The sequence below is a fragment of the Xanthomonas sp. 10-10 genome (genome assembly GCF_040182365.1).
GTDB classification, from domain to species: Bacteria; Pseudomonadota; Gammaproteobacteria; order Xanthomonadales; family Xanthomonadaceae; genus Xanthomonas; species Xanthomonas arboricola_F.
On sequence record NZ_CP144460.1, the window covers coordinates 3454794 to 3467640 of the forward strand.

Below are 12847 nucleotides of genomic sequence, written 5' to 3' on the forward strand. Positions count from 1 at the left end.
CAGTCAAACCCGGGGAAGTTTGCTAACTGTCGAATGCGACGCACCAGCGAACACTCTGCGCAAACGCTTACCTGCCCTATCCCTGGCAAGAAAAAACGCTGCGGTCTCCCGCAGCGTTTTTTTACAAGAAGCCTGGACGCAATCAATCAGTCGGGGCGTACATCCACGCGTACACGGATCCGGTCGCCCGGGTTGTAGTCGCTGCGCGTGTGGTAGGTGCGGCCGGCATATTCGTACGTCACGTCGTAGCCATCCACGCGCTCGCGCGTGGTGCGGTACGACACAGGCTCGCAGACGCTGACATTGCCCTGGTAGGTGCGGTGATTGGCTTCGTAGATCGAGCGACCCGCCGCCACGCCGGCCATGGTGCCGACCGCTGTCCCGACCAGGCGTCCGTTGCCGCCGCCGACCTGACTGCCGAGCACCGCACCGGCGATACCGCCGATCACGCTGGCGACGCCGCGGTTGGAGGCATTGGGCGCGCCATAGCTGCCGCCGTCGCGATAGTAGCCATCATTGCTGGTGTAGTACCCATCGGAAGGGCGGTTGTAGCAGCGCTCGCTGCTGCGCTCGTTGTAGGAGTCGGACACGATGATCGGGTCCACGCGTACGACGCGCGCGTATTCGTAACGGCCGTCCTCGTAGCCGCCGCGATCGTTGTCGCGGTAGCCGCTGTCGTAGCGCTGCGCCGTTGCATTGCCCGCCACGGCCAGACCCATTACCAGAGCACCAAGCACAAGAGTTTTCATTGCGGCAGCTTCACAGGGAGGACACGCTGCCGATGCTCGGCCCGTTGCGGTGAAACCGCCCTGAACCGAACAGGCCGTGCAAAGGCCTATTCAGGTTGCCGCCAGCTGGGCCCGCCGGCATGGTTCGCCGACGCGCGCAGCTTCACGCTGGATCAGTTGGAAAATTCGCTTTCCAGACTGATCGGCACGGCGCTAAGTGCCTTGGACACCGGGCAATTCTTCTTGGCGGTGTCGGCCAGCTCGCGGAACTTGGCTTCGTCGATACCGGGCACCACGGCCTTGAGTTTCAGGCGGATCTGCGACAGTTGCGGGCCGCCCTCCATCGACAGGTCGACGTCTGCACGGGTGTCCAGCGAGGTCGGCGGGAAACCGGCTTCGGTCAGCTGCGCCGACAGCGCCATGGTGAAGCACCCCGCGTGCGCGGCAGCGATGAGTTCTTCCGGATTGGTGCCCTTCTCGTCGCCGAAGCGGCTGCTGAAGGCGTAGCGGGTGTTCTCCATCAAGCCGCTCTGCGGCGTGCTGAGCTGACCCTTGCCGGTCTTGAGGTCGCCTTCCCAGTGAGCGGTGGCGTGACGCGAAATACCCATTGCGATCTCCTGCGATTGAAAGGGACCGTCACCATAGGCGAGCGGGTGTTAGGGCTTGGTGCTTGTTGCCGGGATTGGGGATTGGGGATTGGGGATTCGGGATTGGGATTGGCAAGAGCGGGCGCTGCCTTGAGCGAGTGGTTGCGCTGCCAACGCGCAGGCTGGCGGGGCTGACCACAAATTGCTAACAACAACCTAGACGATGTAGTTGGCGCGAACGAGCCTGTGCATCTGCGCGGTGGGGCTCGATTCGGGACACTGGCTGCGCGCGGCCAGTGGCTGCGTGGCGATGGTAACGGGGCTCTTGCTCAGATCCCGGCGTGCTGCCGCGATGCGCGCCTGCGTGTTGGTAAAAACAAACGGGCACAGCGACCGCTGTCGCTGCGCCCGGGGCGCCACGCATCTTTCGCACGCACCGCATGTGCGATGCGTGCGAGCGTACGTACGTACGAGCAATCAACCCAGCAGGGTTTCCAGCACCGCCATGCGCACGGCGACGCCGTTGGCGACCTGACGTAGCACGCATGATTGCGCGCCGTCGGCGACCTCGTCGGTGATTTCCACGCCGCGGTTGATCGGGCCCGGATGCAACACCGCGGCGTCGCGGCCGGCGCGCGCCAGACGCTCGCGGGTCAGGCCGTAGTCGCTGTGGTATTGCTCCAACGACGGCACCAGGCCTTCTTCCATGCGTTCGCGTTGCAGGCGCAACATCATCAGGGCGTCGGCACCTTCCAGCATCGCGTCGAAATCCTGGCCGACCACGCAGCCGTCCAGCATGTCGTCATCGGGCAACAGACTCGCCGGGCCACATACGCGGATCTCGCCAGCGCCCAGCGTGCGCAGTGCGTGCAGGTCCGAACGCGCAACGCGCGAATGCTTCACGTCGCCAACGATCACGACCTTGAGCTTGGAAAAATCGGTGCCTTTGGCCTGGCGCAGGGTCAGCATGTCGAGCAGGCCCTGGGTCGGATGTGCGCTACGTCCGTCGCCGGCGTTGATCAGTGCAGTGCCCTCGCCTGCGGCCTCGGCCAGCGCCTGCACCGCGCCGTCGTCCGGATGGCGCACCACGAAGCCGCGCACGCCCATCGCCTCGAGATTCTTCAAGGTGTCGCGAGCGGTCTCGCCCTTGCGCGTTGAGGAGGTGGACGCGTCGAAATTGAGCACGTCCGCACCCAATCGCTGCGCGGCCAGATGAAATGAGCTGCGCGTGCGCGTGGACGGCTCGAAAAACAGCGTGCAGACCGCAGTGCCGGCAAGCACGTTGCGCTTGCCGACCCGGCCGACTGCGGCATCGCGGATCTGGCCGGCACGGTCGAGCAGCTGCAGCAGCGTCGTGCGCGGCAGTCCTTCCAGGGTGAGCAGGTGACGCAGGCGTCCGTCCGAATCGAGTTGCATGGTGGTCGTCATCGCAGGTCGGGAATCAAGGGAGAAGAGTGGCTTGGTCGGGCGCGGCCAACCAGCGCTCGACGATCACGGCCGCCGCCATGGCGTCCAGCGCGTCGGCATCGCGGCGGCGCTTGCGCCCATCGGCGCGTTCGCGCGCGAACCGCTGCGCGGCTTCGACCGAACTGGAGCGCTCGTCGATCAGGACGACCGGCAACGCATAGCGCGCGCGCAACTGCCGGGCGAAGGCATGCGCGCGCTTGCGTGCGGGTTGATCCTTGTCGTCCAGCGTGAGCGGGTCGCCAACCACCAGGCCGTTTGGCCGCCACTCCTTGTGCACGCGATCCAGCGCGACCCAGTCCGGGCCGTTGGCATGCACATTGATGACCGCGACTGCACGCGCACCGGCACCCAATGCGGTACCGACCGCCACGCCGATCCGGCGCGACCCCACGTCGAAGCCCAGCACCGTGCCGTCGGAGCGGATTGCGCACGCCTCAGGCATGCCCGGAATAATCCGTGAGCCGGAACAGGTCCACACCGATGCGCCCGGCGGCGGTCTGCCAGCGATCTTCCAGCGCGGTGGCGAACAGCACGTTGGCATCCGATGGCGCGGTCAGCCAGCTGTTTTCGCCCAATTCGAACTCCAGCTGGCCCGCCCCCCAGCCCGCGCAGCCGAGCGCCACCAGCGCATTGCGCGGGCCTTCGCCGGCGGCCATGGCTTCCAGAATGTCGCGCGAGGTGGTCAGGAACACGCCCTGCCCCACTTCCAGGCTGGAATCCCATTCGCGCGCATCGTCATGGATCACAAAGCCGCGCTCCGGGTGCACCGGCCCGCCACTGAGCACGATCTGCTCGCGCAGCTGCGCGTCGTCGGTGTCGATGCCCATCTGCGACAGCACTTCGCCCAGCGTGTACTCCGATGGCCGGTTGACCAGCACGCCCATTGCGCCGTTCTCGTCGTGCTGGCAGATCAGCGCGACGCTGCGCGAAAAGGTGGGGTCGGACAGCGCCGGAAGCGCGATCAGCAGTTGGTTGGCCAGAGGCGTGGGCAAAACAGACATGGCCGCATTCTAGCCGTTCGTTCCGCCGCGCGCAGAGCCGCTGCCATAATTGCCGCTTGCCGTGAACAAGGACCGTGAATGCAAACGCCCCCGCCCCACATCCCCGGCCCCGCAGAGACGCCGCTCCCGCGCCAGACCCGGGCGTTCATCGTGCTGGTGGCGCTACTGCAGGGCGGGCTGCTGTATGCCGCCGAATGGAGCAGCACCCACACGAGCGGGCCGCTGGCAGCACTGGGGCCACGGGTATGCTGGTACACGTTGGTGCTCACCGTGCCCAGCATGCTGCTGCTCAGCGTGCAGCAGTTGCACGACCGCCGCCTGTGGCAACACGTTGCTGTAGTCAGCGCCGTGTTCGCCGCATTGGCTGGCTGGGCGGCCTGGAGCGCCACCGGCGCGCCCGGCCTGGAAAGCCACAAGCTGCTGACGCCATTCGGGCTGAGCGTGGCGGCCGGGCTGTTTGTCGCACTGCCGTGGCTGCAACATCGCCAGCAGCATGGCCGCTGGCGCGCGGCGTACACCGCACTGTTCGAGCATGCATGGCAAAACGCCCTGACGTTGGCGCTTGCCCTGCTGTTCGTGGGCGTGTGCTGGATGGTGCTGTCGCTGTGGGCCTCGCTGTTTGCGCTAGTGAACATCACCTTTTTCCGCAGCCTGTTCCACCAAGATCCCTTCATCTACCTGGCCACCGGCACCATGGCCGGCCTGGGCATCCTGATCGGGCGCACCCAGCATCGCGCGGTGCAGGTGATGCGGCAGATCCTGTTCGCGATCTGCACCGGCCTGTTGCCGCTGCTGGCCTGCATCGCGTTGCTGTTTGCACTGACCTTGCCGCTGACCGGGCTGCAGGCGTTGTGGCAGACGCGGTCGGCCGCGGCCATCCTGTTGTGCATGGTGTTCGCGCTGGTGCTGTTCGCCAATGCGGTCTATCAGGACGGCCGCGCACAGCCGCCTTACCCGCGCTGGCTGCGCCGCGTGGTCGAGGCTGGTTTACTCAGCCTGCCACTGTATGCCGGCTTGGCTGCGTACGCGGTGGCCCTGCGCGTGGCCCAATACGGCTGGACCGGCGAGCGTTTCTGGGGAGCAACCCTGACCCTGGTGGCAGTCGCTTATGCGCTGGGCTACGCAGCTGCGGTGCTGCGTCCGCAACGCGGACGCTGGCTGGGCCATCTTTCCAGCAGCAATATCGCCTTGTCGTGGCTGGTGATCGCACTGGCGGTACTGGTCAATACGCCGATGCTGGATCCTTACCGCATCGTTGTCGGCAGTCAGACACGGCAGCTACTTGCGCGCACCGGCACAGTGAACCCGGATGCCGAGCGTGATGATCTGGAATTCCTGCGCTTCGACAATGGCCGGCGCGGCTATCAGGCACTCCAGTCGCTGCGCGCCACACCCGCCTTTGCCAAAGATGCCAGGCGCAGCAAACGGCTGGATCAAGTGCTTGCACGCCAGCAGCGCTGGGAGATGGAAGCCGCGCCAGACACTTTGCTCCGCGCACGCATCAGCGACCCGGATGCACTGCGCGCGCATCTAGCCGTTGCGACGGGCAGCAAGGCTCCCGCCCCGAACTGGTGGCAGGCATTGGCACAAGGCAAGCTCGACGCTGACGGCTGCCTACAGCCCGATCGCGAATGCATTGTCAGCAGCCAGGACATCGATGGCGATGGCCAGGACGACGCGCTGCTGTGCGAGGTTTCGGATCGCTTTGGCGTCAGCTGTTTTCTGTACACGCGTGACGCACAAGGGTGGTACGAGGTGGACACGCTACAGAGCTTCCCTAAACGCCGTCAGGATCAGGAAGCGCTGCGCGAGGCGGTGCGTCACGGCCGCCTGACCATCCACCATCGACGCTGGCCGGATTTACAGTTTCCCGGCGCCGGGCAGATGCACATCGCGCCGCCGGGTACTGCACGCATACGGGAGCAACGACCATGAGCGGCTACTGCAGCATCGCGCCCGGCCACCCGGTACACGGGCATTACCACGACCACGAATATGGGTTCCCGCAGCGCGAAGAACGCGAACTGTTCGAACGCCTGGTGCTGGAAATCAATCAGGCCGGATTGAGTTGGGAAACCATCCTGCGCAAACGCGGCAATTTCCAGCAGGCCTACGACGGGTTCGACGTGGATACCGTCGCGGCCTACGGGCAGGCCGACGTTGCGCGCCTGATGAGCGACGCCGGCATCATCCGCAACCGCCTCAAGATCCTGGCCGCCATCCACAATGCGCAGGTCATCCAGACCTTGCGCCGTTCGCATGGCAGTTTTGCGCAATGGCTGGATGCGCAGCATCCGCTCGACAAGCCGGCCTGGGTCAAACTGTTCAAGAAGACCTTTCGCTTCACCGGCGGCGAAATCACCGGCGAATTCCTGATGAGCCTGGGCTACCTGCCCGGCGCACATCATGCGCAATGCCCGGTGTTCAAACGGATCGCCAAACTCAAGCCGGCCTGGATGCAGGTGAAATAAGCGCGGCTGACAATACCTAGCGAGCAGTCATCCGGTGGGAAGGGACGGCGCACTCAGAACCGGCGTGTATGAGGGGTACATGCTGCACCGGGCAGCGGCCGCGCCCGTCTGCCGGTGAGGACTGTCGTTCTGCCCGCTCCAAGTCGGCGGCATTGGCTACGGGTGTCTGACAACACGCCTGGGCGATGCAACAGGCAGGGTCACGTCGCTGGAGGAGGCCGGCACTGATTCGGCTCCCTGCGCCTCCATGGCGATACGCCGCGTTACGCCAGCGGTTAGCGCGATGCCATGCAGAGCCCTTCGCGGCACGCATCGATGCCCCGGGCATGGCGGCAAACAGGAGGATGCGACCCGCCTCGATACAAGCGCACTCAAGCGTGCAGCGCGAGCCATGTCGCTACTTCGACAACGACATGAGGTGCATGCGTCGTTCTACAAGGCTTGCCAACCGATTGCCCGTAGCGCATCCGGGCGCGACTGGGTATTGCAGACAAGGCGTCATCGCGCCCGGGTGCGCTCCTACGTGGGGAGCGAGGACCTCGCCGGACCGGTCACACACCCATATAGCGGTGCGGGCGGTGGTTGAACATCAGCACCAGGCTCAGCATCAGCGCACCCAGCGCCGAGTACAGCACCTTGTCCGGCTTCAAAACGAAGAAGGCCACCACCATCAGCATCGCATCGAAGCTCATCTGCACCTTGCCTGCGCTCAAGCCGCGTTCGCGCTGCAAGTACACCGCCAGGATGCCGATTCCGCCCAGGCTGCCGCGGTGACGGATGAAGAACAGGATGCCCAGCCCGGCCAGCGCGCCGCCGACAATGGCCGCAAACGCGGTGCTCATGCGCGCGTACTCGGCCCAGCGCGGAAGCAGATCGGTCAAGGCGCCGCAGGCACCGACCGCGGCGAAGGTCTTCAAGGTGAACTCCCAGCCCATGCGGCGCACGCTCAGCCAGTAGAACGGCAGATTGACCAGCACGAACACCACGCCAAAATTCCAATGCAACGCGTAGTGCAACAGGAAGGCGACGCCGGCCATGCCGCCGATCATCAGCCCGCCCTTGGCGAAGATCGCCAGGCCGAGCGAGGCGACCAACGTGGCCAGCACCATGCCCTGCACGTCCTCGGCCACCGAGTGGTGATACGCATGGTCGTCGGCCGTGGTCCCCGCCGAATCCGGTGGTGGCGTCAACGGCCCGGAGGTGACCACGGTGCCGTCGTCGGGCAACGGTTCTTGCTCCGGACGGAGATCGGAATCGGGAAGGCTCACGGGTCTGGGCACTGCAGTGGGGTGCGATATTAGACACTATCGGCCACCGCGGTTACATCTGAAACAGCAGTGCGTGCCATGCAAGCGTGAGGAAACGGTCGAAGAACTGGCACGCCCGCGTCGGCCGGCCAGCACACCACTGCGCACCACGCCCAGACGCAATGCCGGGCTCCGGACGGGAGGTCTTCACCGGGTAAATGGCAACACGCGATCCGCCACTGCGGATCGACTCAGCGACTCAGCTGCATCAGCGCAATCGCCAGCGCAGCAAGCGCGCTGAGCGTGAACAACAGTCCGCCACTGACCAGCCATAGGATGCTCAGCAGGGTGAAACGCTCGCGGCGCCATTCCGGAATGCCCTGCGCACGCTTGAAGCGTCGCAGCCGCGTATTGACCACGGCAATCGGCAGCCAGCCCAACACCAGGAAGAACGGGCGCGATTTTTCGGAGAACGTCAGCAGCAACAACGCGATGAAGACCACTGCGGACAGCCGGAAAAGCCAGCGGGATCGTCCCTGCAGTCCAATACACTGCCCCAGCAGCCTGAAGCAGCTCATCACCCACAGCGGCGCAAGCCCCGCCCGCCAGACCGGCCATATGCTCGGGCGTCCTGTAATCGCGCGTAACGCAATCCAGTTGCGGTAGAACCAGTAGCCGCCGTAGGCCCCGAAGCTGGCGACGAACATCGCAACCAGCTTCCAGTTGGAGGGCGCAAACAGCAGCGCCAGCGGATCGTGCGCCCAGCGCTGCGCCAGCGGATCGTCGACATCGTGCGTTGCGCTGGCAGCTTCCACGACGTGTCCCTGCGTCATTCCGGAAGACCTCACCGAACCTCGGCGATCTCCACCCCATCAAGCCCCTGCGACAGCGTCTTGGCGTCGCCGCCCTGCGAGAGCTTGATGCGCAGGCGCACCTCGTTCTGCGAGTCGGCGTAACGCAGCGCGTCTTCGTAGCTGATTTCACCAGCCTGATAGAGCTCGAACAGGCTCTGATCGAAGGTGCGCATGCCCAGGTTGGTGGACTCCTTCATGATCTCCTTGAGCTTGTGGATCTCGCCATCGCGGATGTAATCCTGCACCAGCGGCGTGCCCAGCATGATCTCCATCGCCACACGGCGACCGCGCCCATCCGGGGTCGGAATCAGCTGCTGCGCCACCACGCCCTTGAGGTTCAGCGACAGATCCATCAGCAGCTGATTGCGGCGGTCTTCCGGGAAGAAGTTGATGATGCGGTCCATCGCCTGGTTGGCGTTGTTGGCGTGCAGCGTGCACAGCACCAGGTGGCCGGTCTCGGCGAAGGCGATCGCGTGGTCCATGCCCTCGCGGGTGCGCACCTCGCCGATCATGATCACGTCCGGCGCCTGGCGCAGGGTATTTTTCAGCGCATTTTCCCAGCTGTCGGTATCGATGCCGACTTCGCGCTGGGTGATGATGCAGCCCTCATGCTTGTGCACGAATTCGATCGGGTCTTCGATGGTGATGATGTGCCCGGTGGAATTCTGGTTGCGGTAACCGATCATCGCTGCCAGCGAGGTCGACTTGCCGGTACCGGTGGCGCCGACGAAGATGATGATGCCGCGCTTGGTCATCGCCAGCGTCTTGATCACCGGCGGCAGGCTCAGCTCTTCGACCGTAGGGATGCGCGTCTCGATCCGGCGCAGCACCATGCCCACCTGGTTGCGCTGGTAGAAACAGCTGACACGGAAACGCCCGACCCCGGACACGCCGATGGCGAAGTTGCACTCGTGGGTCTTTTCGAACTCTTCGCGCTGCGACGGCGTCATCACGTTCAACACCAGATCGCGGCTCTGCTGCGCGGTCAATGGCGTCTGCGTGATCGGGCTGATCTTGCCGTGCACCTTGATCGCCGGCGGCATGCCGGAGGTAATGAACAGGTCCGACGCCTTCTGGTGCGCCATCAGCTTGAGGAAGGAGGTGAAGTCGATGGTGCTCATGGCGTGCTCCTTCGGAGCCGGGAATGGGGAATCGAGAATCGGGAATTGGAAAAGCCAGCAGCCGGGAGCCGGGACCGGTCAGGAAACCTGCTGTTGCGATTCCCGATTCCCGATTCCCGAATCACTCGAATATCCGCTTGTCCTTGGCGTATTCACGGGCCTGGTTGCGCGTGATCAGGCTACGCTTGACCAGGTCCTGCAGATGCTGGTCCAGCGTCTGCATGCCGTACTGCTGACCGGTCTGGATCGAGGAATACATCTGCGCCACCTTGTCCTCGCGGATCAGGTTGCGGATCGCCGGGGTGCCGACCATGATTTCCCAGGCCGCGGTACGCCCGCCGCCCACTTTCTTGAGCAATGCCTGCGAAATCACCGCGCGCAGGGATTCGGACAGCATCGAGCGCACCATCGGCTTTTCGCCGGCCGGGAACACGTCGATGATGCGGTCGATGGTCTTGGCCGCCGAGCTGGTGTGCAGGGTACCGAACACCAGGTGACCGGTTTCCGCAGCGGTGAGCGCCAGGCGGATGGTTTCCAGGTCGCGCAACTCGCCAACCAGGATGATGTCCGGGTCTTCGCGCAAGGCCGAGCGCAGCGCTTCGTTGAAGCCGTGCGTATCGCGGTGCACTTCGCGCTGGTTGATCAGACACTTCTGCGAGGTGTGCACGAATTCGATCGGATCCTCGACGGTGAGGATGTGGCCGTATTCGTTCTTGTTGATGTAGTCGATCATGCCGGCCAGCGTGGTCGACTTGCCCGAACCGGTCGGCCCGGTCACCAGGATCAGACCCTGCGGCTGGTCGATCAGCTGGCGGAAGATCGGCGGGCAGCCCAGGTCTTCCAGCGTCAGCACTTCGGACGGAATGGTGCGGAACACCGCACCAGCGCCACGGTTCTGGTTGAACGCATTGACGCGGAAGCGCGCCAGCGAGGGAATCTCGAACGAGAAGTCGACCTCGAGGAACTCTTCGTAATCGCGCCGCTGCTTGTCCGACATGATGTCGTACACCAGCGCGTGCACCTGCTTATGGTCCAACGCCGGAATATTGATGCGACGGACATCGCCATCGACACGGATCATCGGCGGCAGCCCTGCAGACAGGTGCAGGTCCGATGCCTTGTTCTTGACAGAAAACGCCAATAGTTCAGCGATATCCATGCGCTGCTTGTCCCCTAGGCTGCGATTGGAAGGTACTCCCCGGTCGGCAGTATAGCGTTCTGGCTGCTGGCGGGAAGCGGCTTGCCACCGGTTCAGGCCGGCAGCGCCACGCGGGGCTGAAGGCGTTGGTTTCTGGTCATGGCAGGGGGCGGCGACTGCCTGCCTCAGGCCCAGCCAGGCTGGGTGGCTCACAGGAATCGACCGCACCGCCCGCCTCAACGCGGCACTGGGGGCTGGTACGCGCTGCCTCGGTCAGCGCGGTCACGGCGCTGGAAGCAAGCGACCGGGGGCGTCACACTAGCGCTCCTGCTTTTTTCTGGATCGCCACGTGCCGGCTTCGTCGCTGCAGCAGATTCTCGATGCCATCCATGCCGCAGCAGCCGAGCATGCGCGTGCCGACGTCCGCTTGCTGGCGGTGTCCAAGACCAAGCCGGCCGATGCCGTCGCCGCGTTGGCTGCGCAAGGCCAGCGCGCCTTCGGCGAAAACTACGTGCAGGAAGCGCAGGCCAAGATCACCGCGTTGCGCGAGCTGGGGCTGGAATGGCACCTGATCGGCCACCTGCAATCCAACAAGGCCGATATCGCTAGCCAATGTTTCGACTGGGTGCAGACCGTGGACCGCGCCAAGTTGATCCCGCTGCTGGCGCGCCATCGCCCGGACGACTGCGCGCCATTGAACGTGCTGATCCAGGTCAATATCGACGATGAGGACAGCAAGTACGGGTGCGCCCCCGACGCCATCGACCGCCTGGCCGACGCCATCGCACTGCAGCCGCGGCTGCAATTGCGCGGCCTGATGGCGATCCCGGCACCGTTCCCGGAACAGGCAAGACGCAATGCGGCGTTCGCGCGCATGCAGGACCTGTTCGCGCAGCTGCAGCAGCGCCATCGGCAGGTGGATACCTTGTCGATGGGCATGAGCGCGGACTTTGTCGAAGCGATCGCGGCCGGGGCCACCATGGTGCGCGTGGGCACGGCGCTGTTCGGTGCGCGCGCTCCCTCGCCCGCTGCCTCCGCCTGAGCTGCCTCGCGGATCGCCCCATCCATTCCCAATGACTAGAGGTGCCGCAATGACCCTGCCCACGCCGCCTGCGCCGTCGTCCGCCACTGCCGGGCTGGTCGCCTTCATCGGTGGCGGCAACATGGCGCGCAGCCTGATCGCCGGGTTGATCCGGCAAGGCGTGCCGGCTGCCAGCCTGCGCGTCGCCGAGCCGGTCGCCGAGTTGCGCAGCGGGTTGTCGCGCGACTTTGGCGTGCATGTGGTCGAAAGCGCACGCGACGCTGCCGATGGTGCGGCCACCTGGGTGCTGGCGGTCAAACCGCAGGTCATGCCAAGCGTCTGTACGCAGCTGGCCGAGCTCGCACAAGCGCAGCAGCCGCTATTGCTGTCGATTGCAGCCGGGATCACCGCAACCCAGTTGCAGCGCTGGAGCGGCGGCAACACGGCGGTGGTCCGCGCGATGCCCAACACCCCCGCGCTGCTCGGCGCCGGCGTCACCGGGCTGTATGCCACCGCATGCGTTTCCGATGCGCAGCGCGCACAGGCAACCCGGTTGCTGGAAAGCGCCGGCGTGACGGTGTGGATCGACGACGAAGCGCAAATGGACGCGGTGACTGCCGTCTCCGGCAGCGGCCCGGCTTACGTCTTCTTACTGGCCGAAGCGATGGAGGCGGCAGCACTGGCGCAAGGCCTGCCGGCCGATACCGCGCGCACCCTGGTCCTGCAAACCCTGCTTGGCGCCTCGCGCATGCTCACCGAATCGGGTGAAGCACCGCAGGTCCTGCGCCGTCGCGTGACCTCGCCCAACGGCACCACGCAGGCGGCGATCGAAACATTCCAGGCAGGTGGATTGGAGGCGCTGACAGCGCGCGCAATCGCCGCAGCGACCGAACGCGGCCGCAGCTTGTCGGCGGCCAACGATTAGTCGGCAGCGGCTTGCGCGAGCGCTTCGCTGGCTGCATGGGCAATCGCGACGGGTCGCGCTAATCGACGGCCTGACCCGCAAGTCGCCACCCGCCGCAGGCATCCAGCGTCAGGCACCAGGCGGCTTCCCACGCAACGTCGCGCGCTTTGCAATCGATGCCAATACACCTTGCCAAGCGATCGCCCGCGGCTTTTTCGACACCTTGCGGCGATACAGCCGCCGCCGGCAGCAGAGCGGGTCGATCAATGCGCAGCCGGTTGGCGCGCGCAGTGCGACCGTAGCCTTGC

At 65.2% G+C, this 12847-nt stretch carries 13 protein-coding genes and 1 other RNA gene; 4 read left to right on the forward strand and 10 right to left on the reverse strand.

Annotated features, from left to right (window positions below; translation table 11 throughout):
- Nucleotides 1-146: 146 nt before the first annotated feature.
- The 5 genes from VZ068_RS14520 to VZ068_RS14540 all read right to left on the reverse strand — a co-directional run bounded on the left by VZ068_RS14520 (nucleotide 147) and on the right by VZ068_RS14540 (nucleotide 3783).
- A complete protein-coding gene (locus tag VZ068_RS14520; RefSeq protein WP_259151725.1) occupies nucleotides 147-749 on the reverse strand; it encodes a glycine zipper 2TM domain-containing protein in 603 nt (200 codons plus the stop codon).
- Between the two features lie 152 nt (nucleotides 750-901).
- On the reverse strand, nucleotides 902-1336 hold the full coding sequence (locus VZ068_RS14525; protein ID WP_259151726.1) for an OsmC family protein: 435 nt from the start codon (nucleotides 1334-1336) through the stop codon (nucleotides 902-904).
- A 456-nt stretch (nucleotides 1337-1792) separates the two neighbouring features.
- Complete coding sequence (locus VZ068_RS14530) at nucleotides 1793-2743, reverse strand: aspartate carbamoyltransferase catalytic subunit (RefSeq protein WP_259151731.1); 951 nt, start codon at nucleotides 2741-2743, stop codon at nucleotides 1793-1795.
- 13 nt (nucleotides 2744-2756) lie between these two features.
- Nucleotides 2757-3224: a Holliday junction resolvase RuvX gene (gene ruvX, locus VZ068_RS14535; RefSeq protein WP_349655696.1), complete on the reverse strand. Its 468-nt coding sequence runs from the start codon at nucleotides 3222-3224 to the stop codon at nucleotides 2757-2759.
- On the reverse strand, nucleotides 3217-3783 hold the full coding sequence (locus VZ068_RS14540; protein ID WP_046962721.1) for a YqgE/AlgH family protein: 567 nt from the start codon (nucleotides 3781-3783) through the stop codon (nucleotides 3217-3219). The genes ruvX and VZ068_RS14540 overlap by 8 nt, the downstream gene beginning before the upstream one ends.
- 78 nt (nucleotides 3784-3861) lie before the next feature.
- On the opposite strand from VZ068_RS14540, the gene VZ068_RS14545 reads away from it, so the two are divergent.
- Both VZ068_RS14545 and VZ068_RS14550 read left to right on the forward strand, forming a co-directional pair.
- The gene (locus tag VZ068_RS14545) at nucleotides 3862-5718 is read left to right on the forward strand and encodes a DUF4153 domain-containing protein (protein ID WP_349655697.1); all 1857 of its coding nucleotides are present in this window, start codon (nucleotides 3862-3864) and stop codon (nucleotides 5716-5718) included.
- Entirely contained in the window at nucleotides 5715-6254 is a 540-nt protein-coding gene (locus tag VZ068_RS14550) for a DNA-3-methyladenine glycosylase I (protein WP_259151738.1), read from the forward strand. The genes VZ068_RS14545 and VZ068_RS14550 overlap by 4 nt, the downstream gene beginning before the upstream one ends.
- A 4-nt stretch (nucleotides 6255-6258) precedes the next feature.
- Here VZ068_RS14550 and VZ068_RS14555 read toward each other — a convergent pair.
- The 5 genes from VZ068_RS14555 to VZ068_RS14575 form a co-directional block, all read right to left on the reverse strand.
- Nucleotides 6259-6335, reverse strand: a non-coding RNA gene (locus VZ068_RS14555) — sX9 sRNA.
- A 470-nt stretch (nucleotides 6336-6805) separates the two neighbouring features.
- On the reverse strand, nucleotides 6806-7480 hold the full coding sequence (locus VZ068_RS14560; protein WP_349657717.1) for a YitT family protein: 675 nt from the start codon (nucleotides 7478-7480) through the stop codon (nucleotides 6806-6808).
- A 272-nt stretch (nucleotides 7481-7752) separates the two neighbouring features.
- Nucleotides 7753-8334, reverse strand: coding sequence for an MFS transporter permease (locus tag VZ068_RS14565; RefSeq protein ID WP_349655698.1), 582 nt, complete (start codon nucleotides 8332-8334; stop codon nucleotides 7753-7755).
- 11 nt (nucleotides 8335-8345) lie between these two features.
- Entirely contained in the window at nucleotides 8346-9476 is a 1131-nt protein-coding gene (locus VZ068_RS14570) for a PilT/PilU family type 4a pilus ATPase (protein ID WP_005990431.1), read from the reverse strand.
- Nucleotides 9477-9597: 121 nt separating this feature from the next.
- The gene (locus VZ068_RS14575; protein WP_003489919.1) at nucleotides 9598-10635 is read right to left on the reverse strand and encodes a type IV pilus twitching motility protein PilT; all 1038 of its coding nucleotides are present in this window, start codon (nucleotides 10633-10635) and stop codon (nucleotides 9598-9600) included.
- A 328-nt stretch (nucleotides 10636-10963) separates the two neighbouring features.
- Here VZ068_RS14575 and VZ068_RS14580 point away from each other — a divergent pair, with 328 nt between their 5' ends.
- A complete protein-coding gene (locus tag VZ068_RS14580; RefSeq protein WP_349655699.1) occupies nucleotides 10964-11656 on the forward strand; it encodes a YggS family pyridoxal phosphate-dependent enzyme in 693 nt (230 codons plus the stop codon).
- A gap of 49 nt (nucleotides 11657-11705) precedes the next feature.
- Nucleotides 11706-12560 carry a pyrroline-5-carboxylate reductase gene (proC, locus tag VZ068_RS14585; protein WP_349655700.1) on the forward strand — a complete coding sequence of 285 codons (855 nt, stop codon included), beginning with the start codon at nucleotides 11706-11708 and terminating at the stop codon, nucleotides 12558-12560.
- Nucleotides 12561-12847: the final 287 nt, after the last annotated feature.

Coding starts and splice junctions, on each gene's coding strand:
- VZ068_RS14530 (WP_259151731.1), bottom strand. CDS start 2,743: ATGACGACCACCATGCAACTCGATTCGGACGGACGCCTGCGTCACCTG.
- VZ068_RS14525 (WP_259151726.1), bottom strand. CDS start 1,336: ATGGGTATTTCGCGTCACGCCACCGCTCACTGGGAAGGCGACCTCAAG.
- VZ068_RS14545 (WP_349655697.1), top strand. CDS start 3,862: ATGCAAACGCCCCCGCCCCACATCCCCGGCCCCGCAGAGACGCCGCTC.
- VZ068_RS14565 (WP_349655698.1), bottom strand. CDS start 8,334: ATGACGCAGGGACACGTCGTGGAAGCTGCCAGCGCAACGCACGATGTC.
- proC (WP_349655700.1), top strand. CDS start 11,706: ATGACCCTGCCCACGCCGCCTGCGCCGTCGTCCGCCACTGCCGGGCTG.
- ruvX (WP_349655696.1), bottom strand. CDS start 3,224: ATGCCTGAGGCGTGCGCAATCCGCTCCGACGGCACGGTGCTGGGCTTC.
- VZ068_RS14570 (WP_005990431.1), bottom strand. CDS start 9,476: ATGAGCACCATCGACTTCACCTCCTTCCTCAAGCTGATGGCGCACCAG.
- VZ068_RS14550 (WP_259151738.1), top strand. CDS start 5,715: ATGAGCGGCTACTGCAGCATCGCGCCCGGCCACCCGGTACACGGGCAT.
- VZ068_RS14540 (WP_046962721.1), bottom strand. CDS start 3,783: ATGTCTGTTTTGCCCACGCCTCTGGCCAACCAACTGCTGATCGCGCTT.
- VZ068_RS14520 (WP_259151725.1), bottom strand. CDS start 749: ATGAAAACTCTTGTGCTTGGTGCTCTGGTAATGGGTCTGGCCGTGGCG.
- VZ068_RS14575 (WP_003489919.1), bottom strand. CDS start 10,635: ATGGATATCGCTGAACTATTGGCGTTTTCTGTCAAGAACAAGGCATCG.